Annotated in this window: 24 protein-coding genes; 11 read left to right on the forward strand and 13 right to left on the reverse strand. The window is 70.5% G+C overall.

Annotated elements, in window-relative coordinates:
* Positions 1 to 32: 32 nt before the first annotated feature.
* Together FHU34_RS11595 and FHU34_RS11600 are read right to left on the reverse strand one after the other, a co-directional pair.
* On the reverse strand, positions 33 to 1367 hold the full coding sequence (locus FHU34_RS11595) for a glycosyltransferase family 4 protein (RefSeq protein ID WP_208744964.1): 1335 nt from the start codon (positions 1365 to 1367) through the stop codon (positions 33 to 35).
* A 137-nt stretch (positions 1368 to 1504) separates the two neighbouring features.
* Positions 1505 to 3448 carry an amylo-alpha-1,6-glucosidase gene (locus FHU34_RS11600; RefSeq protein WP_145779960.1) on the reverse strand — a complete coding sequence of 648 codons (1944 nt, stop codon included), beginning with the start codon at positions 3446 to 3448 and terminating at the stop codon, positions 1505 to 1507.
* Between the two features lie 42 nt (positions 3449 to 3490).
* Between FHU34_RS11600 and FHU34_RS11605 the strand changes: the two genes are divergently transcribed.
* Positions 3491 to 6196 (forward strand): MGH1-like glycoside hydrolase domain-containing protein, encoded by a 2706-nt coding sequence (locus FHU34_RS11605; protein WP_145779961.1) that lies wholly within the window; start codon positions 3491 to 3493, stop codon positions 6194 to 6196.
* A 177-nt stretch (positions 6197 to 6373) separates the two neighbouring features.
* Here the strand turns inward: FHU34_RS11605 and FHU34_RS11610 are convergent, their stop codons facing one another.
* Both FHU34_RS11610 and FHU34_RS11615 read right to left on the reverse strand, forming a co-directional pair.
* The gene (locus tag FHU34_RS11610; protein ID WP_145779962.1) at positions 6374 to 7426 is read right to left on the reverse strand and encodes an NAD-dependent epimerase/dehydratase family protein; all 1053 of its coding nucleotides are present in this window, start codon (positions 7424 to 7426) and stop codon (positions 6374 to 6376) included.
* An 18-nt stretch (positions 7427 to 7444) separates the two neighbouring features.
* Entirely contained in the window at positions 7445 to 7849 is a 405-nt protein-coding gene (locus FHU34_RS11615) for a MerR family transcriptional regulator (RefSeq protein ID WP_244311617.1), read from the reverse strand.
* A 187-nt stretch (positions 7850 to 8036) separates the two neighbouring features.
* Between FHU34_RS11615 and FHU34_RS34010 the strand changes: the two genes are divergently transcribed.
* Complete coding sequence (locus FHU34_RS34010) at positions 8037 to 8171, forward strand: hypothetical protein (protein ID WP_280116477.1); 135 nt, start codon at positions 8037 to 8039, stop codon at positions 8169 to 8171.
* Positions 8172 to 8192: 21 nt separating this feature from the next.
* Here the strand turns inward: FHU34_RS34010 and FHU34_RS11620 are convergent, their stop codons facing one another.
* The gene (locus tag FHU34_RS11620; protein WP_145779964.1) at positions 8193 to 8495 is read right to left on the reverse strand and encodes a hypothetical protein; all 303 of its coding nucleotides are present in this window, start codon (positions 8493 to 8495) and stop codon (positions 8193 to 8195) included.
* Between the two features lie 20 nt (positions 8496 to 8515).
* Positions 8516 to 8899 carry a DoxX family protein gene (locus FHU34_RS11625; RefSeq protein ID WP_145779965.1) on the reverse strand — a complete coding sequence of 128 codons (384 nt, stop codon included), beginning with the start codon at positions 8897 to 8899 and terminating at the stop codon, positions 8516 to 8518.
* Between the two features lie 195 nt (positions 8900 to 9094).
* Here FHU34_RS11625 and FHU34_RS11630 point away from each other — a divergent pair, with 195 nt between their 5' ends.
* Positions 9095 to 9988: an RNA polymerase sigma-70 factor gene (locus FHU34_RS11630; RefSeq protein ID WP_145779966.1), complete on the forward strand. Its 894-nt coding sequence runs from the start codon at positions 9095 to 9097 to the stop codon at positions 9986 to 9988.
* Positions 9989 to 9998: 10 nt separating this feature from the next.
* Here FHU34_RS11630 and FHU34_RS11635 read toward each other — a convergent pair whose 3' ends face one another.
* Positions 9999 to 11183: a low temperature requirement protein A gene (locus tag FHU34_RS11635; protein WP_167524800.1), complete on the reverse strand. Its 1185-nt coding sequence runs from the start codon at positions 11181 to 11183 to the stop codon at positions 9999 to 10001.
* A gap of 210 nt (positions 11184 to 11393) precedes the next feature.
* Here FHU34_RS11635 and FHU34_RS11640 point away from each other — a divergent pair, with 210 nt between their 5' ends.
* Complete coding sequence (locus tag FHU34_RS11640) at positions 11394 to 11972, forward strand: TetR/AcrR family transcriptional regulator (protein WP_244311618.1); 579 nt, start codon at positions 11394 to 11396, stop codon at positions 11970 to 11972.
* A gap of 11 nt (positions 11973 to 11983) precedes the next feature.
* Here the strand turns inward: FHU34_RS11640 and FHU34_RS11645 are convergent, their stop codons facing one another.
* Complete coding sequence (locus tag FHU34_RS11645) at positions 11984 to 12607, reverse strand: hypothetical protein (protein WP_145779969.1); 624 nt, start codon at positions 12605 to 12607, stop codon at positions 11984 to 11986.
* 169 nt (positions 12608 to 12776) lie between these two features.
* On the opposite strand from FHU34_RS11645, the gene FHU34_RS11650 reads away from it, so the two are divergent.
* Positions 12777 to 13487 carry an HAD family hydrolase gene (locus tag FHU34_RS11650; RefSeq protein ID WP_145779970.1) on the forward strand — a complete coding sequence of 237 codons (711 nt, stop codon included), beginning with the start codon at positions 12777 to 12779 and terminating at the stop codon, positions 13485 to 13487.
* A 393-nt stretch (positions 13488 to 13880) separates the two neighbouring features.
* The gene (locus tag FHU34_RS11655; protein ID WP_145779971.1) at positions 13881 to 14672 is read left to right on the forward strand and encodes a L,D-transpeptidase family protein; all 792 of its coding nucleotides are present in this window, start codon (positions 13881 to 13883) and stop codon (positions 14670 to 14672) included.
* Between the two features lie 14 nt (positions 14673 to 14686).
* Here the strand turns inward: FHU34_RS11655 and FHU34_RS11660 are convergent, their stop codons facing one another.
* The 3 genes from FHU34_RS11660 to FHU34_RS11670 all read right to left on the reverse strand — a co-directional run bounded on the left by FHU34_RS11660 (position 14687) and on the right by FHU34_RS11670 (position 16399).
* Positions 14687 to 14962: a hypothetical protein gene (locus FHU34_RS11660; RefSeq protein ID WP_145779972.1), complete on the reverse strand. Its 276-nt coding sequence runs from the start codon at positions 14960 to 14962 to the stop codon at positions 14687 to 14689.
* Between the two features lie 47 nt (positions 14963 to 15009).
* The gene (locus FHU34_RS11665) at positions 15010 to 15441 is read right to left on the reverse strand and encodes a RusA family crossover junction endodeoxyribonuclease (protein WP_145779973.1); all 432 of its coding nucleotides are present in this window, start codon (positions 15439 to 15441) and stop codon (positions 15010 to 15012) included.
* A gap of 184 nt (positions 15442 to 15625) precedes the next feature.
* Positions 15626 to 16399, reverse strand: coding sequence for a VOC family protein (locus FHU34_RS11670; protein ID WP_145779974.1), 774 nt, complete (start codon positions 16397 to 16399; stop codon positions 15626 to 15628).
* A 37-nt stretch (positions 16400 to 16436) separates the two neighbouring features.
* Here FHU34_RS11670 and FHU34_RS11675 point away from each other — a divergent pair, with 37 nt between their 5' ends.
* Together FHU34_RS11675 and FHU34_RS11680 are read left to right on the forward strand one after the other, a co-directional pair.
* Positions 16437 to 16778 carry a PadR family transcriptional regulator gene (locus FHU34_RS11675; protein ID WP_145779975.1) on the forward strand — a complete coding sequence of 114 codons (342 nt, stop codon included), beginning with the start codon at positions 16437 to 16439 and terminating at the stop codon, positions 16776 to 16778.
* Positions 16775 to 17848: a hypothetical protein gene (locus tag FHU34_RS11680; RefSeq protein ID WP_145779976.1), complete on the forward strand. Its 1074-nt coding sequence runs from the start codon at positions 16775 to 16777 to the stop codon at positions 17846 to 17848. The genes FHU34_RS11675 and FHU34_RS11680 overlap by 4 nt, the downstream gene beginning before the upstream one ends.
* Positions 17849 to 17950: 102 nt before the next feature.
* Here the strand turns inward: FHU34_RS11680 and FHU34_RS11685 are convergent, their stop codons facing one another.
* Both FHU34_RS11685 and FHU34_RS11690 read right to left on the reverse strand, forming a co-directional pair.
* Positions 17951 to 18133 (reverse strand): DUF397 domain-containing protein, encoded by a 183-nt coding sequence (locus tag FHU34_RS11685; RefSeq protein WP_145785547.1) that lies wholly within the window; start codon positions 18131 to 18133, stop codon positions 17951 to 17953.
* Positions 18127 to 18927: a helix-turn-helix domain-containing protein gene (locus FHU34_RS11690; RefSeq protein WP_145779977.1), complete on the reverse strand. Its 801-nt coding sequence runs from the start codon at positions 18925 to 18927 to the stop codon at positions 18127 to 18129. Before FHU34_RS11690 ends, FHU34_RS11685 begins: the two co-directional genes overlap by 7 nt.
* A 278-nt stretch (positions 18928 to 19205) precedes the next feature.
* Here FHU34_RS11690 and FHU34_RS11695 point away from each other — a divergent pair, with 278 nt between their 5' ends.
* From FHU34_RS11695 to FHU34_RS11705, 3 genes are all read left to right on the forward strand, one after another.
* Positions 19206 to 19460 (forward strand): flavin reductase, encoded by a 255-nt coding sequence (locus tag FHU34_RS11695; RefSeq protein WP_145785548.1) that lies wholly within the window; start codon positions 19206 to 19208, stop codon positions 19458 to 19460.
* A 379-nt stretch (positions 19461 to 19839) separates the two neighbouring features.
* The gene (locus tag FHU34_RS11700) at positions 19840 to 21129 is read left to right on the forward strand and encodes an ABC transporter substrate-binding protein (RefSeq protein WP_145779978.1); all 1290 of its coding nucleotides are present in this window, start codon (positions 19840 to 19842) and stop codon (positions 21127 to 21129) included.
* A complete protein-coding gene (locus FHU34_RS11705; protein ID WP_145779979.1) occupies positions 21126 to 22082 on the forward strand; it encodes a carbohydrate ABC transporter permease in 957 nt (318 codons plus the stop codon). The genes FHU34_RS11700 and FHU34_RS11705 overlap by 4 nt, the downstream gene beginning before the upstream one ends.

Genomic DNA, 22082 nt, shown 5'->3' on the forward strand with positions numbered 1-22082 from the left:
TCGGAAGCTACCTATAGCTCGTCCGACGTATCTCAGCACGCGGCGGGGTCGAGGCGGGCGAGCAGATTGCCCTCCGGGATGGCGATCCGGGAGCTGCCGCCCGCCAGTCGGGCGGCGGCCCGGCGGGCCTGCAGTGGGCCGTGTTCGCGTCGGGCGGCGGCGTAACTCGCGGCGGTACGGGCGGCGATGCTGGCCCAGCCGTACCGCTGGCCGACCATGGTGCGGGCGCGGCGCGCCACCCGCCGGGCGAAGACCTCGTCACCGAGCAGTTGGCCGACCGCGCCGGCGAGCGCGTCCGGGTCGCTGTGCGGGAACGTCACACCGGTGACGCCGGGTTCGACGATCTCGGCGAGCCCGCCGGTGCGGGCCACCGCGAGCGGTGCGCCGGCGGCGGCCGCCTCCAGCGCCACCATGCCGAACGGCTCGTAGAGGCTGGGCACCACCGTCGCGTCGGTGGCCCCGAGCATCGCCGGCAGCTGGTTGGAGTCGAGGAAACCGGTGAACCGTACCGTCGAACTGAGCGCCAGTCGTCGGGCCTGGGCCTCCAACTCGGCGCGGTACGGGCCGTCCCCGGCGATCACCACGCGCAGCCCCGGGTGTTCCTTACGTAGTCGGGGCACCGCGTGCATCAGGTGCTGGACGCCCTTCTCGTAGACCAGTCGCCCGGCGTACCCGACCAGTGGGCCGTCCGCGGCGAACCGTGCGCGGGCCGACGCGACCGCCCGTGGTCGCGCCCGCCAGGCCCGGTCGTCCACCCCGTTGGGCACCACGTCGACCTGCGTCGCGGGTACGTCGAACAGCGTGGTGACCTGCTCGCGCATGTACCCCGAGCAGGCGATCACCCGGATGGAGGCGCCGCTGAGCCAGTGCTCGACGCCGTGGATCGTGCGGTTCATCTCCTCCGGCAGCCAGCCCTGGTGCCGGCCCGCCTCGGTGGCGTGCATGGTGGTGACCAGGGGCAGGTCCAGGTGCTCGGCCAGGGTGACGGCGGTGTGGGCGACGAGCCAGTCGTGGGCGTGGATGACGTCGTAGGTGCCGGCCTCGGTGGCGCGCAGCGCGGCGCGGGTGAGGGTGTGGTTGAACGCCATGGTCCAGGCCAGCAGGCTGCTGGTGGCGAGGGGGAAGGTGACCGGGTCCTCGGGGGCGCGCAGGATGCGCACGCCGTCGGCGTACTCCTCAAGGGGTGCGCCCTCGGAGTGGCGGGTGACGACGGTGACCTCGTGGCCCGCGGCGGCGAGGGCGACGGAGAGGGCGTGCACGTGACGGCCGAGGCCGCCGACGAGCACCGGCGGGTACTCCCAGGAGAGCATCAGCACCCGCAGTTGCCGGGCGGGGTGGATGTCGATCACGTGGGCGTCGGGTGACATGCGGCCCCCTTTGAGTTGTCCCCGGGCGCGCGCCGACCGACACCGGAGCCGGTGTCGCCGTCGCGTCTGGATCGGGGCCAATCCTGCCGGGATCGAGATAACCAGCGGAGACACCACCGTTGCGGTCGTGTAAAGCGCTACTGGCTCTTTCGGCGCACCCGCAGCAGCTCGGCCACCGACCACGCCTGAAAGGGGCAGCCGGTCGCGGCGTGCGGCGCGAGGCCGTCGGCCGTCTCGCTAACCGAGCCTAGCCCATATTCGGTCAGATGGGCCTCGATACCAACGAACACGTCATCGACCGACATCTTGCCCCTGCGGCACGCGTCCACGTACGGCCCGAGCAGCCACGGCCAGACCGTGCCCTGGTGGTAGCCGCCGTCGCGCTCGGCGGGACCACCCCGGTGCCGGCCCACGAACTCCGCCGCATCGGGGGCGAGACTGCGCGGCCCGAGCGGCGTGAGCAACCCGTCACCGATGCGCCGCAACGTGCTCTCGTCCGGGTCCATCGGCGCGTACGGCAGCGACCAGGCCAGTAGTTGGTTGGGGCGCAGCGCGTCGTCGTCGTGCAGGGCGGCCCCGCCCAGCGGGTACGCCGGCGCGGGCGCGTCCAGCACGTCGTGCAGCCAGCCGGTCGGTGCGGGGTAGCGCTCCCGGAACGAGGCGGTGGCCTGCCCGTGCCGTCGCCACAGCTCGTCCGCGTCCCGCCCCGACAGCTCGGTCAGCTCCGCGAGCCCGGCCAGCCCGTTGATCCACAACGCGTTGACCTCGACCGGCTTGCCGGTACGCGGGGTGACCGGCACCCCGTACACCCGGGCGTCCATCCAGGTCAGCGCGGTGCCGGGGGCGCCCTGACTGAGCAGCCCGTCGGCCGGGTCGACGGAGATCCCGTACCGGGTGCCGGCCACGTGGGCGTCGACCACCTGACCCAACGCGGGCAGCAGCTCGTCACCCAGGTCGGTGTCACCGGTGACGGTGACGTGCCGACTCACCGCGTGCAGGAACCACAGCGTGCCGTCGACGGTGTTGTACTCCACCCGACCGGTGTCGGCCGTGTTGGCGAGCATCCCCTCGGACAGCGTCGCCGCGTACGCCCGCAGCAGCTCCCGGCCCTCGTCGGCGCGACCCGTGCAGAGGAACAACCCCTCGTAGGAGATCATCGTGTCCCGCGACCAGGCGCCGAACCACGGATAGCCGGCCACCACGTCGACGGCTCGCCCGCCGGGGCGCACCACGAACGCGTCCGCGGCCAGCGTGAGCGTCGCCTCGACCGGGTCGGCCGGCTTCGCCGCCGCCACCACCTGCCGGTTGCGCCGTCGGGCCGTCTCCACGATCTCGGTGGCCGGCGGCGGCTCCTCGTCGAGTCGACCGGCCCACGCCCGCACCGACACCGTGTCGCCGGGGCGTTCCAGTTCGCCGACGAACCGCCCCGCGTACCACAGGTCCTCGTCCGGGTTCAGGCCCCGATTGGCCTCCTCACGGTGGTGTACGCCCAGCCACCACTGCCCCTCGGGCGCCCAGCCCGGCCCGGACAGCCGGTACGCGCCCTCCACCACCGCGCCGTCGGCCACCGCCTCGACCTGCGGAACCGGGCCGTCGGCCCGCCGTTCGCCGTGTGCGTCGCGCCAGGTGCAGGCGGCCGACAGTTCCAGCCGGACGGGTCCGCCGGCGACCAGCCGGTGCACCACCGACACGCAGGAGCGGCCGGGCAGCATGGCCACCTCCCGCTCGATCACCACGGCGCCGATCCGCCACCGCCACCGGGGCAGCCCGTCGACCAGGTCGAAGCGCTCCAACAGCTCGAAGCCACGCGGGTCCACGTCGCCGGAGGACCACTCGTGCGCGCCGAGCCGCACCCGCGCGCCGGACGGCACTGTGACCGCCGGGTCGAGGCTGACCAGTCCCACCTGGCGGGACGCCGGCGTTTCGCCGGGAACCACCAGCAAGCCGTGGTAGCGGCGCGTCCGGAGCCCGCCGACAGTGCCCATCGCATATCCGCCCAGGCCGTCGGGGACCAGCCACTCCCGGCTCGCGGCGCTGGTCAGATCGCCGCAGACCTGGGGGCCGAAGCGCATGTCGATCAACTTTCCTCCACCTGCGGCGAGGTGTAACACGCCACGACGAGAATGGCCGCTGTGGTCAAGTACCGCGGCGACGTCAAGGATGTGCACGTGATCACTGACCGATCGTCCTCCGACGCCTCGCCACCCGACGCTGAGCGGCTCCGCCTCGCCCAGGCCGACTCGGGGGAGCAGGACTGGCGTGCATGGGGTCCCTATCTGTCCGAACGGGCGTGGGGGACGGTACGGGAGGACTACAGCGAGCACGGTACGGCCTGGGACTACTTCCCGCATGACCACGCGCGGTCCAGAGCCTACCGGTGGAATGAAGACGGAATGGCCGGCGTCTGTGACGACCGACAGACCTTCGCCTTCGCTCTCGCGCTCTGGAACGGCAAGGACCCGATCCTCAAGGAGCGGATGTTCGGCCTCGGCGGCGACGGCGGCAACCACGGCGAGGACGCCAAGGAGTACTGGTGGTATCTCGACAGCACCCCGACGCACTCCTGGATGCGCTGGCGCTACCACTACCCCCAGGCCGCCTTCCCGTACGACGAACTCGTCGCGGTGAACGCGTTGCGAGGCCGCGACGACACCGAGTACGAGCTGGTGGACACCGGGATCTTCGACGAGGACCGGTACTGGGCGGTGACCGTCGACTACGCCAAGGCGTCCCCGACCGACATCTGCATGGTGGTGACCGTCGCCAACCGGGGCGACCAGGCGGCCACCCTGCACGTCCTGCCCACCCTGTGGTTCCGTAACACCTGGGCGTGGGGCCTGCCCGGCGGCGACCGGATCCCCCGGATCACCGGTCAGGGCACCCGGCTCGTCGGCGAGCACCGGGTGCTCGGCCAACTGCTGCTCGAAGGCGACGGCGGCCCGGTGCCTCTGCTCTGCGACAACGACACCAACGCCGAACGTCTCTGGGGCCTACCCGGCCGCTCCCCGTACCCGAAGGACGGCATCAACGACCACGTCGTCAACGGCGCGGCGACTGTCAACCCCGACCGGGAGGGCACCAAGGGCGCGCTGCACTACGTGCTCGACGTGCCGGCCGGCGAGCAGCGTCAGATCCGGCTGCGGCTGACCCGCACCGCGTCGCCCCCGGCCGCCGCGCCGCCGCCCCCGGCCGACCTCAGCGCCGGATTCGAGGCCGTGGTGTGGGCGCGGCGGGCCGAGGCGAACAGGTTCTTCGCCGGGATCATCCCGCCGGCCGCCACCCCCGACGAGGCGCTGGTGGCACGGCAGGCCATCGCCGGACTGATGTGGGGCAAGCAGTTCTACCACTTCGACGTCAAACGCTGGCTCGAAGGAGACCCCGGCTCCACCCCGCCGGCCGGCCGCCGACACGGGCGCAACAGCGCCTGGTGGCACATGACCAGCTTCGACGTCATCTCCATGCCCGACCCCTGGGAATACCCGTGGTACGCGGCCTGGGACCTGGCCTTCCACTGCGTGAGCATCGCCCGGGTCGACCCGGGCTTCGCCAAGGACCAACTGCTGCTCCTGCTCCGCGAGTGGTACCTGCACCCCAACGGGCAGATCCCGGCGTACGAGTGGGCGTTCGGTGACGTGAACCCGCCCGTGCACGCGTGGGCGGCGCTGAAGGTGTTCGAGATCGACGGCGGGCGGGACTACGAGTTCCTGGCCCGGGTGATGCACAAGCTGCTGCTCAACTTCACCTGGTGGGTCAACCGCAAGGACACCGGCGGCAACAACGTCTTCGAGGGCGGCTTCCTCGGGCTGGACAACGTCGGGCCGTTCGACCGTTCGGCGGCGCTGCCGGTGGCCGGTGTGCTGGAGCAGTCCGACGGCACCGGCTGGATGGGCATGTACGCGCTGAACATGCTCGACATGGCCATCGTGCTCGCCGAACACGACCGGACCTGGGTGGACACCGCCACCAAGTTCTTCGAGCACTTCGCGTACATCGCCGCCGCCGCGTACGAGCAGGGGTTGTGGGACGAGGAGGACGCCTTCTTCTACGACGTGCTGCGCCTCGCCGACGGTACGAAGGTGCCGCTGAAGGTCCGCTCGGTGGTCGGGCTGCTGCCGCTGGCCGCCACCACCCGGCTCACCGCGAAGACGCTGCACCGTCTGCCGGAGTTGGGCGCGCGGTTGCGCTGGTTCCTGACCAACCGCCCGGAGTACGCCCAGGTGATCGGCACCCGTCGGTTGGGCCCCGACGGCCGGCAGCAACGGCTGCTGTCCATGGTCGGCCCGGAGCAGGTGGTCCGGCTCCTGGCCCGGATGCTCGACCCCGACGAGTTCCTCTCCGACTTCGGCCTGCGTACGCTCTCCCGCGCGCACCTGGACAAACCGTTCTCGGTCACCCTCGGCGGGCAGGAGTTCTCCGTCGGCTACGAGCCGGCCGAGTCGACGAGCGGTCTGTTCGGCGGCAACTCGAACTGGCGCGGTCCGATCTGGATGCCGACGAACTTTCTGCTGATCAGCGCGCTACGTGACTACGCGGCGTTCTTCGGCGACGACCTCCAGGTGGAGTACCCGACCCGCTCCGGCGTGAAGCGCACCCTGGACGAGATCGCCGACGACCTTTCCGCCCGGCTGATCTCGCTGTTCACTCAGGACGACTGGGGTCGCCGGCCGATCTACGGCGCCGCGCAGATGTTCCAGACCCAACCGGACTGGCGCGACCTGATCGCCTTCCCCGAGTACTTCCACGGCGACAACGGGGCCGGCCTGGGCGCCTGGCACCAGACCGGCTGGACCGCCCTGGTGGCCGACCTGATCCTCACGTTGCGCCGCTAAGGTCCCCGCACGCGGATCTTGCGGGCGGTGAGCGGCATGATCGCGCTCGATCCTTGTTGTAGTGGTGTCGACCGGAGCAGGAGGCCACTACATCCTGGATCGAGCACGATCATGCGTGGGGCGTGGGGGCGCGTGCGGGTGCGCGGTGCGTTCTGCGCGCGGGGTGGCCCGGGTGGGTCAGGGGGCGACCAGGCCGAGCTTGATGAGGCTGTCGGCCGTTTCGGTGATGGTGGTCTGCACCGGGCGGGGGCGCCAGCCGAGCACCGTACGCGCCTTGTCGTTGCTGATCACCGGGACCTGGCCCCGAAGAGCGGCGGCCTCGCGCAGGGCCGGTTCGGTCGCGGCGGCCCGTAGGACCTCCTCGTCGGTGAGCTCCCGCGCGGGCACCCGGTCGGCCAGGCTCGGCAGGTGCCGCGCCAGCATCTGTGCCATGTCGAGGAAGCTGATCGGTGGGCCCCCGACACCGATGAACCTCTCGCCGGCGGCGTCCGGGTGCACCATCGCGCGCAGGTGCAGGTCGACCACGTCGCGGACGTCCACCACCCCGAAGTACATCCGGGGTACGACCGGCATCGCTCCGTTAAGGAACGCCTGCACCAGGCCGGTCGACGCGGAGACCCGTGGCCCCAGCAGCGGCCCGAAGATGCCGGTCGGGTTGACGACGCTCAGCTCGACCCCGCCGTTCTCCCGGACGTAGTCCCACGCCGCGCGCTCGGCGAGTGTCTTCGACCGGTGGTACGCCGGGATGTCGTCGTCCACGTTGGTCCAGTCCGCTTCGCTGTACCGACCGTCGGGCTTCACCGTGTAACCCACCGCCGCGTACGACGAGGTCAGGACCACCCGTCGTACCCCGGTCTCGCGGGCGGCCCGCAGGACGCGCAGCGCCCCGTCGCGGGCGGGCCGGATCACCTCGTCGTCGTCCTCAGGTGGGGTGAACGGAAACGGCGATGCGTGGTGCAGCACGTACCGTGCCCCGTCGGTGGCCTCGGCCCAGCCCTCGTCGGCGGACAGGGCCGCAGCCCGGAACTCGACCCGGCCGTCCGGGTTCACGCCGGCCTGTCGAACCCGGTCGAGCACCTCGTCGCGCTGGCCCGCCTCGCGGACACTGACCCGCACCCGGTAGCCCTCATCGAGCAGTCGGGCGACGGAGTACCCGCCGACGTGGCCGGTGGCACCGGTCACCAACACCAGGGCGTCGTCGGTGGAGTGAAGCTGGATGTCGTTCGGCATTGTTTGTCCCATCGTTGCTCAGAAACGTCGAAGTACGTGCTCGACCTGCTCGATCGCGCGCTCCTCGGCATCCGTGTCGCCCCGGTACCGCGCGTCCCACATGTCCGCCTTGCTGTGCATGTAGGCCTGCCGTACCCGTAGGCGCTCGATCTCCCCGGACAGCCGGTCGGCGTGCCGGGCGAAGAGGTCACGTTGTTCGGCAGCCGCCGCGCGGCCGCCCTCGTCGAGCAGCGTCAGGTAACGGCGCATCTCCGCGACGCTCATCCCGGACGACCGAAGGCAGGCCAGGGCGTCGACGCGTTCGGCGAGCGCGGCGTGGTAGCGGCGGTGACCGCTGCTGTCGTCGCGCGGGACCGGGCCGAGCAGGCCGATTTTTTCGTAATACCGCAGCGTCGGCTCACTGAAGCCCGACCGTTGGGCCATCTCCTGGATAGTCAGGGGCGGTTCTGTCCGCTCCCGATCCGCCTTCGTCGCTGCCATGGCTGAAGCGTCCCCAACTTCAAGCGCTTCAAGTCAAACGATGTGATCGGAGCGACAACGAGCAAGATCCGCGCGACTTCACTGATGTTGCTGCCTCAAGACGGCTGCAGGCAGCAACATCAGCGAAATTGTGCGGATCTTGCGGGTCGGGTCGGTGGTGCGGCTGGGCGCTGGCCGCATCTGGCGACCCCGGCGGCGGCACCTCGTCGACCCGATGCCCGCGCTGCTCACGACCCATGGCATCAAGGCGCTGTCGGACCGCTGATCGCCGAGCCGCCGGGGCACGTCAGCCGTCCGCCTCCGCTTGCCTGGCCTTCCACCGGTGACGGCGGACTGCCGCGACGGCGACGGCGAGGGCGAGGAGCAGTGCGACGACACCTTTCCACGCCCGCTCGACCCATGGTCGATCGTCACCGAACGCCGCCTCGCCAGCCGTCATCAGCCACAGACCCACCCACGCCCACTGCCAGCCGCGCGGCCGGGAGAACGTCTCGGGCCGGTCGGAGAACACGCCGACGAACATGAATCCGGCCCAGAAGACGAGAAGCATCGGCACCATGACGCGCGTGACGACCTCCCATGGGGACATCGACAGATCATGACATCCGGTCAGCCTCCGAAGGGCTCGGGTCCGAGCCGACCCCAGGCGACGAAGGCGGCCACCGCGAGGTAGAGCAGGTTCACCACGATGAACTTCGCTTCGTTGTAGCGCAGGTGGGTGATCATGGCGCCGACCATCAGCAGGACCCAGCAGAGGGCGGTCACCGGCACCAGCACCGGTGCGATGTCGAGCACGGCGGGCAGGATCAGGCCGACCGCGGCCAGGATTTCGAGGATCCCGAGGGTCTTGACGAAGCCCACGCTGGCGTCGGCGGTCCACCCGCCGCCGTTGGTAGCCGCCAACTTCTCCTTGGGTACGAACGTCTTGGTGACGCCGCCGGCCAGGGCGACTGCGGCCAGCAGTCCGGCCGCGATCCACAGTGCCAGGTTCATGAGGTTCCTTTCGTCTTGGTCGACCACGAGACACCGCCGACCCGCTCGCTGTGACGGAGGTGCCGGGGTGACGCGGCCCACGCCTGCCCGGTGTCACAGACGGCACGGGACCGGTGTCTCGTGGGCGATGCCATCGGGATCGACGAGACTGGAGCCAGACGTGGTGGGCACATTCCAGACCTGGGGAGCGAAGCCATGACCGAGGACGGCCGGGCGGGCCCCGCCGTCGACGCGTTCGTCGCCCACCGGAACCTGCTCTTCACGGTCGCCTACGAGATGCTCGGCTCGGCCGCCGACGCTGAGGACGTACTCCAGGAGACCTGGCTGCGGTGGGCGGACGCGGATCTCTCGGCGGTGCGGGACCAGCGCGCGTACCTGGTCCGGATCACCACCCGCCAGTCGCTGAACCGGCTGCGGACGGTTGGGCGGCGCAGGGAGTCGTACATCGGCTCCTGGTTGCCCGAGCCGTTGCTGACCGCGCCCGACGTCGCCGACGACGTCGAACTCGCCGAGAGTGTCTCGATGGCGATGCTGCTGGTGCTGGAGACGCTCGCGCCGACCGAGCGGGCGGTGTTCGTCCTCCGCGAGGTCTTCGACCTTGGCTACGACGAGATCGCCGAAGCTGTAGACAAGAGTGCGGCCGCCGTCCGCCAGATCGCCCATCGGGCGCGGGCGCACGTCGCCGCACGTCGGCCTCGCGGGACGGTCTCCCCGACCGAGACCCGGCGCGCGCTCGACGCGTTCCGACGGGCCGTGGAGACCGGCGACGTGCAGGGCCTGCTCGACGTTCTCGCGCCGGACGCCGTGTTCCTGGGCGACGGCGGCGGGATCAAACAGGCGATGCTGCGGCCGGTCGTCGGGGCCGACAAGGTGGCCCGGCTGTTGGCCAGCACGGAGGCCAGGGCCGCCGCCATGTCGTTGCGGCCAGCCCAGGTCAATGGCTACCCGGCGCTGGTGCTCCGGTTCGACGGCGAGATCGACACGGTGGTCGCGCTGCGCATTGACGACGGTCTCGTCAGTGCGCTCTACGCCGTGCGTAACCCGGAGAAGTTGTCGCACATGCAGCGTGAGACGAGCCTGCGCCGTTGAGGACGGGCATCTAGTACGGAGGTGTGGGCGTCTCCGGCGACCGGTGGCGGGAGCGTCGTGCGTCCGCGCCCGCGACGCCGAGGAGCACCACGGCAGCGGCCGCCCCGGCGGTGAGCGGGTCGAGGTGCACGGCGACCGGCACCAGCAGGCCGAGGGCGAGGAGGCCGGCCAGCCGGGACCGGGAGACCCGACCGAAGACCTGGTATTCGAGGGCCGATCGTCCGGCGAGGAAGAGCGCCGGACCGCCGAGGATGGCGATGAGCCAGGCCGCCGGGAGGTGCCCGAGGGGTTCGGTGATGAACAGTTCGAAGCCGACGCCGGTGAGGACGATTCCCGCGATCATGGTGAGGTGGGCGAACGCCATGTCGGTGGCGAGTCGATCGGCGTGACGGGAGCGGCCGACGGCGGCGTCCAGCACCTTTCCCGCGACGTGGAAGTAGATCCGCCAGAGCAGGACGGTGCTCGCCAGTGCGAGAACGAAGCCGGCGGCCTGGTTGACGTGGAATTCGCTGCTGCTGAACGCCACCCCGATGACGAAGATCGCCTCACCGATCGCGATGAGGAGGAACTGTTGGTACCGCTCGGACAGGTGCTCGGCGGCGATCATCCGGCCGCCGATCCGTTGCCTGCCGATCCGGGGAGTCGGCCAGCCGAGGGCCAGCCCGCCGTAGTCGATCAGCAGGGCGATCGACCAGAGTGATCCTCGGATCGTGCCGTCGTCGGCCAGGCCACCGACGACCCAGAGCGGCGCGCTCAGACCGAACCAGATCAGGACGCGGAGGGTCTGCCGTGGATCGGGCTGGCCGTGTGCGGCGAGGTGGAAATAGACCACGCGCCCGATCTGGAGACACACGTAGGTGATGGCGAAGAGCGGTGCCCGCGCGCCGAAGCCGTCGGGCACCGCGACGGCCATCGTCATGGCGCCGAGCATCGTGATGACGATGACGGTCTGGACCACCGGTGCCTCCGGGTCCAGCCAGCTGGTCGACCAGACGGTCAACGACCAGACGGCCCAGAGCGCCAGGAACAGCAGAAGCGCCTGACCGAGACCCGCGAGAACGCCACGCTGGCCGTCGGTGAAGTCGTCGATCACGCGTCCGGAGATGCGGGTGAGGGCGAAGACGAAGACCAGGTCGAGGAAGAGCTCCAGGAATGTCGCCCGCTGGAGAGTGGCTTCGCCGCGAACCAGTGGCATTCGCCGTTTCCCGTTCATCGACCTGCCACGGCTCGGTGCCGCCGAACCACCATGTGCCTCCCGTCGCGGATGATCCCCTGGCCTAACGAGCCACGAGGACGGCTGTGGCGTACCGGGACCGAAGCTCACCACCGGCCCGAGCCTGCGCCGGACAGTCACCAATCTGTCACCACGCGGCTACCGGAGGGGTGCGGGCTTACGCTCGTGGGCGTGCCCGGACCTGCCGAGAAGGCCACCGAACAGGACCGGCGTGACCTTCTCGTCACGGTCGCGCGTGAGTTGGCTGAGGCGGAGGGCTGGGCGGGAGTCAGCACCCGCCGGCTCGCCGAACGGGCCGGGATCGACATCGGCGACGTCTACCGACACTTCGCCGACCTGGAGGCGTTGCTCGCCGCCGTCGCTGTGTGCGCGTTCGCCGACCTGGCCGCCGATCTGGCGGAGGCACACGCCGAAGCGGTGGACAGCCCCGACGGTGCCTGGCCGGCGGTCGCGACCGCGTACCTCGACTTCGCGTACACGAATCCGGAGGTCTACGACGCGATGCTCGCGCTGACCCCCGACCTGGCGCTCGGCGCGGATGGTGTGCCGGCCGCGCCGCGGGCGGTCTTCGCCGAGCTGCGGGCGGCCCTGACACCCCTGGCCGAGGGACGGGACCCGGACACCCTCGCCGAGGTGGGATGGAGCCTGCTGCACGGCGTGGTGATGCTGACCCGCGGTGGGCGACTCCGACCCGACGGGCAGGAGGAGCGGGAGTCGTTGATCGCTCAACGGCTGTTGCGGTGGCCGTGACGACCAGGCGGTCAGTTGACGGGCTGGCGGTCCGCCGGACCCTTGTCGACGAACCGGAAGGTGCTGCCCGGTGACGCGTTGCCCAACTCCTTGAGGACCAGACCGTTGCCCGGGGCGTGCTGGAGAAAGCGGGTTTCGCTGCCGATCGCGTACGTGCCGTCGCCCTTGGCGGTGATCGTGAACCGCTGGATCGGGTCGTCCTCGTCGCATACGGCGGCTTGGATGGTCAGCTCGGGCTCGATGTCCAGGCCGTTGACCTGCCAGCAGGATGGCTCGTCGTTGGCGGGGTGGTCGTCCCGCGGACCGAACGCCTTGAACACGTACCGGTCGCCGCCGATCGGGGTCAACGCGAACAGGACGCGTCCGCCGGTGTCACCGCCCTCCTCGAGCCGACCGCTGAGTTCCAGCTCGCTACCGGATCCCTGCACTCGCACGATCGTGAACTCGCGCTTGCCAGACAGCAGCGGGTCGACCTGCGGAGCCGACGACGATGGCGGCATGCCCGCCGCAGGGGCGGAGGGCGTTGGTGTACCCGCCGCGGCACCTGGCTTCCTGGCGGTGTCGGTGCCGCACGCCACAAGCGCGCCGGTGCACGCCAGCAGTGCCGCGCCGATGACCACTCTCATCGTGAACACGCCGTACTCCTCGGGTGGTCGAACCTGTCGGGCCGGGACGATCGTTGCTACCTGACTGGAGACGGCCGGCACGCCGAGATCGTTCGGCGAAAATGGGAAACATGGGCGTCCATCTCGCGCCTATCCTGCCCCTCGGGCTGTGCGGCTCTGAACATGAGGGGGACCCGGGATGACGGACGGTACGGCGGCGCGGCGGCAGGCGAAGGTGTTGATCTTTGATGCGGACGACACCCTGTGGGAGAACAACGTCGTCTTCGAGCGGGTGATCGACGACTTCCTGTCCTGGCTGGACCACCCCACACTGGACCGGGCCGCGCTGCGCGCCGTCCTCGACGACATCGAGCGGGCCAACGCGGTGGCGCACGGGTACGGCAGCAAGGTCTTCCTGCGCAGCCTGGGGGAGTGTCTGGAGCGGCTGCGCGCACGGCCGGCCACCGAGGCCGAGCGGCTGGAGATCGACCGGTTGGCCGTGGCGCTCGTGGAACACCGGGTCGAGCTGATGCCCGGGGTGGCCGAGGCGCTCGACGACCTGGCCAGCCGGCACGAGCTGCTGTTGCTGACCAAGGGCGACCGGGAGGAACAGCAACGCAAGCTGGACGCCTGCGGCGTGCTGCACCACTTCGGGGCCGCGCACATCGTGCCCGAGAAGAACGCCGAGACGTACCGGTGGCTGGTCCGGGAGCACGGCTTCGATCCGTCCACCGCATGGATGATCGGCAACTCCCCGAAGTCCGACATCCTGCCGGCGCGGGCGGCCGGGCTGAACGCGGTGTTCATCCCGAACGAGAACACCTGGGTGCTGGAGGACGACGAGCTGGACCCGACCGACGACGGCGTCCTGCGGCTGGCCGCGTTCCGCGACCTGCTCCGCCACTTCTGACCGCCGCAGCCGTCCAGAACCACGACAGCGCCGGCGATAATCATCTCGTTACGTCGAGATGCCGTTTTTTCAGCGTGACGTCAGACCGCCGCCGGAGGTCGGTCGTGGCTTGTCCGGCCCGCCGTGACCCGCCTAACCTGTGCCGGCGCTGCCGGCCCCACCGGGGATGCCGGCGCGCCGGCCTTGGGTCGGTGGGCACCGTGGAGCTGAGTGCAGAGCGGCGGCTCGCCCCGTGCACGCTTGGGCGACGAGGTGCCGGAGCTGTCCGCTCACCCATCGGACGGCCGGGGGTCAGGGCCGGGTAGTTGCGGACCCGGTCCTGACCCGACCACGCACACACCACCTCCGGCGCGTGGGGCAGACACGAGCCGGGCCGACGGTCAGGATGGCGGAATGAAGCGCAGATCTCTCCTGTTGGGCGCCGCGGCGGGCCTCACCGCGCCGGCCGTGCTCATCCCGACCGCGCCGGCGCTCGGCGCGACCAGGCCGCCGGCCCCGACGTGGGGGGCCACCGTGCCGGCTCCGCGCCGCGCCCGCTCGACGGTGCCACGCCGCAACCTGGCCGCCCGCCTGACCACCCTGCCCACGCAGACCAGGCAGGTGATCGTGGTGGGCGCGACCAGTTACACCACGACGTACGCCACCCTCGAGGCGTACGTGAAGGTCCGGGGTCGCTGGCAGCCCGCCTCGTCGCCGTTGCCCGCGCGGATCGGCTCGAAGGGGTTCAGCGACAACCACGTGGAGGGGGTGCCGACCACTCCCACCGGGGTCTACTCGATCGGCCCGACCATGTACGGCATCGCCGCCAACCCCGGTGTGCGCTATCCGTACCACCGGCTGGTCAGCGGTGACTGGTGGAACGAGAACCCGTCGTCGGCGCGTTACAACACCTTCCAGCACAGTTCGACGAACCCGGGCGGGGCCAGCGAGGCGCTGTGGCAGGAGACCCCCGCGTACACGCACTTCGCGGTGATCACCTACAACATGCCGCCGAACGTGGCGACGCCGGTGCCGAACGCGGGCAGCGGCATTTTCCTGCACCAGTTCAGCACCAGCGGCGGCAACGCCACCGCCGGCTGCGTCTCGCTGGCCCGCGACCACCTGGTCGACGTGCTCACCTGGCTCGACCCGGCGCTCTCGCCCCGGATCGTGCTCAGCCCGTACGCCCAGCTCGGCCGGTATTGAGAGCTGTCGGCGACTCAGGACGCCTCACGTCGGACGATCGCCACCGCCACCCGGCAGAACTCGTCCATGTCCGGGTTGAACCCGGCCGCGATGTCGGGATGCAACCCGGAGCGGGTCTCCTCCAACAGTCGTTGGCAGACCTGCTCGACCGGCTCGCCGGAGTAGTCGGCACGGACCCGGTCGGTGGCGGCCTGAAGCGCCGAGGTCAGCTGCTCCTCCAGCGGGCCGCGCAGCTTCTGCTGCACAGGGTCGAGCCCGCGTGGGTCGAGCGTGACATGTGGCTCCGACATCGGTGCTCCCTTCGTCGGCGTCCGCGGTACCCCACCGCGGACGTCGGTCAAACCCCGTTCGGTACGGCGGCGACCCGCACCTGGTATGAGAAGTCCTCCGCCGGCTCCTCGTGGTACGACAGTCGGCGGATCTGCCGGTCGTCGTCGTAGAGGGCGACGTCCACCAGGACGCCGAGGTGGCTGAGGCCGATGGACGACACCCGCTTCTTGTCCTGCAGGACGGCGCAGACGCCGCCGAGCAGGGTGCTGGCGTCGACCGTACGGTGCCCGGGCGGGCATCGCAGGACCAGGTCGACCTCGACCGGCCCGGGCAACGGCGTCCAGCCGGTGCGCTGGGCCGCCGTGAGAGCGGCCTGGAGCAGGGTGCGGACCCTCGTCGCCTGGCGATGCCCGGCGGCGAAGATGGACAACGCTTCGGTCTTGACCGGTGGCAGGCCGCTCACCTCGAATGTCAGGGCGAGAGCGCGGGTGTCCTGCACGACGGCACCTCCTCGTTGGGACGATCCTGCCGAACCGGGGGAGCGGCGGTGCGACGTTCCCGCGATTACCAACCGATCGGGCAGGTGGGGGTCGGCCGAGGCGTGTCGACGGCGGCGGCGAACGCGCTGGCTGCGGCGCTAGGAAAACGCTAGTCGACGCCGCCCGCGCTGGGTAGTCGGTCGTTCACCCGGTTGGTCGCGGTGCGAATGCGCAGAACTCGTTGCCCTCCGGGTCGGCCAGCACCCACCACCAGTGCGCCTCGTCGAGAGGCTCGCTCAGCAGCGTCGCGCCCGCGGCGAGCAGCGCGGTCGGCTCCGGGTCGACCAGGTCGACGTCCCAGTGCAGCCGGTTCTTGACCGTCTTGGGCTCGGGCACCTCGGCGAACACCCAGTAGTCCCAGGGGAACCCGGACGCGCCGACCACCCCCGCGTAGGTCCCCTCGTCCTCGACGGTGCCGCCAACCACCCCGGCCCACCAGGTCGCCTGCGCAACCGGGTCGGTCGAGTCGACGACCAGCTCGAACGGGCCCGGCCGGGTGCCCTCCCGGGCCGGGAACGCGCAGAACTCGTTGCCCTCCGGGTCTTCCAGCACCCACCAGGTCGCCTCACCGCTCGGCTCGCGGACCAGTCGGGCGCCGTCCGCGAGCAGCGCGACCGGGCCCGCGTCGGCCAACCGCAGATCCAGGTGTACGCGGGTCTTGCCGACCCGGGGCTCGGGCACCTTGTTCACCCAGATCGACTCGGCGTTCGAGCGGGCTGAGCGAGGGTCCACACGGGTGTCGTCGTCACCGGCGTCGGCCACATCACCATCGAGCATCCTGGCCCAGAAGCCGCCGAGTGCGAGCGGGTCGGCGGCGTCCAGGCAGAGGTCCTTGAATCGGGCCAGCACCGCTCCATCATGCCTGGTCCGTGCGCACCTGTCCGGCAGGAGCCGCTGGGCGCGCGCGCTGAACGTCATCCTTGCCGTTATATAACGTCGCACGTACTATCCAGGCATGCATGAATCCACTTTCCTCATCCTCACCGCTCTGGCCGGGCAGCCGTTGCACGGCTATGGGGTCGTCCAGGCGGTCGAGGAGTTGTCGGCGGGCGACGTGAAGCTGCGGCCCGGCACCCTCTACGGCGCACTCGACCGCCTGGTCGAGCAACGCCTGATCGAGGTCGACCGGGAGGAGGTCGTCGACGGGCGGCTGCGCCGCTACTACCGACTCACCGAGGCAGGGGCGGTCGCTCTGCGAGCCCGGGCCGAGCGACTGCGTCGGCATGCCACGGCGGCCGAGACCCAGCTGGGCAAGCGCCTCGGCGGTGCCCTGGACTCTGGCACGGTGATCGCGTGACCGCCGCCGTGTGGTCGAGCGACGAGGGCAGTCTCGAACGCCACTACCGAAAGCTGCTGCTCGCGTACCCGGGCCGGCACCGGCGGCGGTACGGCTCCGAGATGATCACCACGCTCCTGGAGATGGCGGTCCCCGGCCAGCGCCGCCCCCGGCCCGGCGAGGCCCTGCACCTGGTCGCCAGCGGCCTGCGACAGCGGCTCCGGCTGCCCGCGCGCGGGCCACTCCCGGTGATCGCGGCGGTCCTCCTCGCCCTGACGATGGGTGCGTTCGGTGCGGCCGCCGGGTCATGGGCGGGCTCGCAGACGTTCGCGGACCTGCCCGACGACGCCGCGATCGCCGCCCTGGCCGAGCGGGCCAGCGGATCCACCGGTGACACCGTCCAGATGCGCATCCCGTCGCCGTGGCAGGAAGGATCGATCTCGACGACCACCGTTGTCGGCGGCACCTGGGACGCCCAGCAGGCTCGGCAGCGGTTCGCGGCTGACGGGTGGTCGGTCTCCGACATCGCACCGATCGACGGGCGGGCGGTCACGTTCAACCCCGACACCAGATCCCGCGTCGACCTCCCGATGCGCAACTCGACGTTCAGCGCCAGCTCGGGCGGGTTGACACTCCAGGTGCGGGCCTACCTCACCGCCGACCGCGGCTCTGTCCACGTCATCGGTTGGTCGCAGAGCAGAGCATCGTTCCTGCCGCTGATCGTGACGGGCACCGTGCTCGGACTCCTCGTCGGATGGCTGATCGCAGCGGCCCTCGCGTACCGGATCGTGGAGGCGTCGGCCGAACGGCGGCGTAACGCCGCCGGGCTCTGGGTCGGGGCACTGATCGCGCTCGCCCTGCCAGCGGCAGCCCTCTACGGCAATGTGCTGCGGGCCTTCCGGGACCACGGCGACGTCGGCCCGGTCTTCACCGTGCACAGCGCGTTCACCCCCGGCGCCTACTACCCGTTCGGGCCGGCCTGGCAGATCCTCGCCCTGACCATCGCCGGGGTCGTGCTCGCGGGCGCCGCGATCCGGCTCGCCCGCCCCGGCGCCCAGCCGGGAACGCGGACAGCGGTGGTAGCGAGCTGAAACTCCGCCGCTGTTGTCCGGCTCCCGGGCCGGTAGGGCGTGATCGAGCCCGGGGGATGCGAGGAGAAGGCCCTCCGGGTGGGGCCTTCTCGTCGGTTGTGGTCAGTGCTGCTTGGCGTACCCGACGAAGGCCTTCCAGGCCGCCGGGTCGATGCGTAGGGTGCCGCCGTCGCGGTCCTTGGTGTCGCGCACCAGGACCACGGTCGGCAGATTGTCGGCGACCTCGACGCAGGCTCCGCCGTTGCCACCGGACCGGGTCGACTTGCGCCACTGTGGGGTCAGCATGCCCATGACTTCGCCACTTCCTTGATCAGCTCGGTTGACTGCCGGCGGGGGAGCGCCTCGTTTCGCACGATCTCCCACGTCTTCGCCAGCTTAGCGACGTCGGTCGGTGCATCGACGATCTGCGCGGTGAGCTGGTTGTCGGCATAGGTCACGCGCTCGCCGTCGGGCATCTCGGCGATGATGAACTGGCCGCCCATTCCCAGATACATCCCAGCATCCGTCGGGACGATGTGCACCTGGATATGCTCCGCCGCCGTCAACTGGGCGAGGTGTTCGCACTGCTCGACCATCAGACCCGGCTGGTCGAGCACCGGCCGGCGCAGCACCGCCTCGTCCAGCACGGCGATGAGCTGCGGCGGGCGCGGGCGGTGCAGGATCGCCTGGCGCTCCAGCCGGGAGGCGACGATCCGGTCCACGTCCTCGGCGTCGAAACGGCCACCGGCCAGCGTCGCGCGAGCGTACCGCTCGGTCTGGAGCAGGCCCGGCACGTACGCCAACTCGAACCAGCGCAGCGTCGTCGCCTCCCGCTCGAACTCGATCCACTCGCGCAACCAGGCCGGCTCGGCGTCGAGCCGGGCCAACCCCTCCAGCATGCGCAGGAAGCGCCCGCCGGTCTGGTGGTGGGTGTCGACAACCCTCATGTACTCCTTCGTGGGTGGCCGCCCGCCGGTCTCCACCGAGCTGACGTGTGAACCCGAATAACCGATGCCCCGGCCGAAGTCGTCCTGACTGAGCCCAGTTGCCGCCCGGAGCAGACGCAACTCCTCCAGCACGTAGTCGGTGACAGTCCCCATCGGTTCCCCAACCTTCGCTCAGTCTGGCTCGGCGTGTCCCTCATGAGTGCTCACCTGGACCGCTGAGCTGCACGGATGGCGCGAGCACGTATCGACGGTAGTCGCGTCATCACCAGACTGTCACCAGTGGCGGGTCCGCCGGTGGCCGGAATGGCGGCGGTGGGCCCTGCACCCGGGGTCGCTCCCGTTCCCCCTTGCGGGAGCGGCCCCTTCCCCGCCCCCGAGGAGGTCACTGTGCTCACCCCGATAGTCAAGGCGCCCTCGGCGCGGTGGCGGTGATGGTGGTCCGGCCGCCCGTCCCGCACGTTGCCATGCGCCCGCTGTGGCGGTGCCGGAACTGTGGCATCGAGTGGCCCTGCCAACCGGCCAAGCTCGCTCTGCTGACGGAGTACCGGACCGAGCGGACCGCACTGCTGATCTACCTCGGCTCTCTGATGCACGAGGCGACGAACCAGCTCACCCAACTCCACCCGGATCATCCGCCGATCCGGATGACCGAGCGCTTCCTCTCCTGGGCCAGGTCCCGGGGCTGACGCTCGGCCCGCCGTGGACGATCCCAGCAATGGATCAACCGTCAGGCGGGTCTGATCGACTCCGCTTTCTGCAAGGCGGGCCTCCTTAGCACGGTGATAGCGCGCCTTCCAGGAAGTCGAGTTGATCATGCCCTCGTGGTGTGGCCGGCCCAGGGCGGCCGAGTCGATCAAGCGGCGTCGGGGCGTGGGGCACAGAGGGCCGGTGGCGGTGCGCATGCTCGCTGTGACAGCCAGGTTTCGCGACTTCACGGGCGGGGCAGAGTAGCCGTTACAGAGCGTCCGCGCCGGAGTTTTCGCAGCTCACCGGCTCGGAACCGTCTCGCCGTGCGCCGGGGCACGGATGCCCCTCCCCGGTTTCGCCGAAGAGAGGGGGAGGGCGATGACGGACCCCGAAGCGGCTCGACACCGACGCCGGCCGACTGTGCGGCTCGGGGCGGCGGCCGCCGCGCTGGCGCTCGCCGCACCGCTGGCCGCGTGCGGCAGCGACGACGGTGGTGTCGGCACACCGACCATCAACCTGTACTACCCGCCCGAGCAGAACCTGCAGAAGGTCGTCGACGACTGCAACGCGCAGGCCCAGGGACGGTACGAGATCGCCTACCGGGTGCTGCCCCGGCAGGCCGACGACCAGCGGGTGCAGATGGTGCGCCGGCTCGCCGCCGAGGACACCGGCATGGACGTGCTCGGCCTGGACGTGACCTGGACCCAGGAGTTCGCCAGCGCCAAGTGGATCCGGGAGTGGACCGGCCAGGACAAGGCCGAGGCCGAGCAGGGCACCCTCGCCGGGCCGCTGGAGACCGCCCGCTACAAGGACAAGCTGTACGCGGCCCCGAAGAACACGAACGTCCAGCTGCTCTGGTATCGCAAGGACCTGGTGCCGCAGCCGCCGACCACCTGGGACCAGATGATCAGCGCGGCCCAGCAGCTCAAGGACCAGGGCAAGCCGTACCAGGTGCTCACCATGGGCGCCCAGTACGAGGGCCTGGTCGTCCTCTACAACACCCTGGCCGAGAGCGCCGGCGGGAAGATCCTCACCGACGACGGCTCGAAGGCGGCGATGGACGAGGGCGCGGTCCGGGCGTTGGAGCAGCTCAAGCGCTTCGCCACGTCGGGCGTGACCTCGCCGTCGTTCAGCAACGCCACCGAGGACCCGGTCCGGCTGGAGTTCCAGTCCGGCGCCGGCGCGTTCCAGGTGAACTGGCCGTTCGTCTACCCGGCGCTTCAGGAGGCGAACCCGGACCTGGCCAAGCAGGTCGGCTGGGCGCGGATCCCCGGCATCGACGAGGGCACCCCCAGCAAGGTCACCATCGGTGGCGTCAACCTGGCGGTCAGCTCCTACTCCAAGCATCCTGAGCTGTCCTTCGAGGCGGCCCGGTGCATCCGCAGCGCCGAACACCAGAAGTTCTCCGCCATCAACGACGGCGTGCCGCCCACCATCGAGGCCGTCTACGACGACCCGGAGATGACCGAGGCGTACCCGATGAAGGACACCATCCTGGAGGAGCTGAAGGACCCGGCGACGCGTCCCCTCACCCCCGCCTACCAGAGCATCTCCACAGTGATGTCGGCGATCCTGTCGCCGCCGTCGGGGATCCGCCCGCAGCAGACCGCCGACGAGCTGCGCAAGGCCATCGCCGACGCCCTCCAGTCGAAGGGGGTGCTGCCGTGAGCGCGGACACCGTCGAGAAGACCACGACACCCACAGTGCCCGCCCAACGCGGCAGCCGTCGCAAGGCGCCGCTGAGCGCGAACAAGAAGGCCGAACGACGGCTCGGCTGGCTGCTCTGCGCGCCCGCCGCTCTGGTCATGGTCCTGGTGACCGCGTACCCGATCATCTACTCGGTCTGGCTGTCGTTGCAGCGCTTCGACCTGCGCTTCCCCGACCAACGGGAGTTCATCGGGCTGGAGAACTACGTCACGGTGCTCACCAACGAGTTCTGGTGGACCGCGTTCGGGGTGACGACGCTGATCACGGTGGTCACCGTGGCCGTGGAACTGGTGCTCGGGATGGGCCTGGCGATCATCATGCACCGCACCCTGGTCGGGCGCGGCCTGGTCCGGACCTCGGCGCTCATCCCGTACGGGATCGTCACAGTGGTCGCCGCGTTCTCCTGGCGGTACGCCTGGACGCCCGGCACCGGCTACCTCGCCGACCTGTTCAGCGACGGCGCCCCGCTGACCGAGCGGGCCAGCTCGCTGGCGATCATCATGCTCGCCGAGATCTGGAAGACCACGCCGTTCATGGCGCTGCTGCTGATGGCCGGGCTGGCGTTGGTGCCGGAGGACCTGCTCAAGGCCGCCTCGACCGACGGTGCGACAGCCTGGCAGAAGTTCACCAAGGTGATGCTGCCGGTGATGAAGCCGGCGATCCTGGTCGCCCTGCTCTTCCGCACCCTGGACGCGTTCCGGGTCTTCGACAACATCTACGTGCTCACCGCCGGAGGCAACGAGACGTCGTCGGTGTCGATGCTCGCCTACAACAACCTGCTCCGGGGCCTCAACCTCGGCATCGGCTCGACGATGTCGGTCCTGATCTTCATCACCGTGGCGATCATCGCGTTCGTCTTCGTGAAGCTGTTCGGCACCGCTGCCCCCGGCAGCGACGACGGGGAGAGGCGCTGA

The sequence above is a fragment of the Micromonospora taraxaci genome, from assembly GCF_007830095.1.
Lineage (GTDB): Bacteria > Actinomycetota > Actinomycetes > Mycobacteriales > Micromonosporaceae > Micromonospora > Micromonospora taraxaci.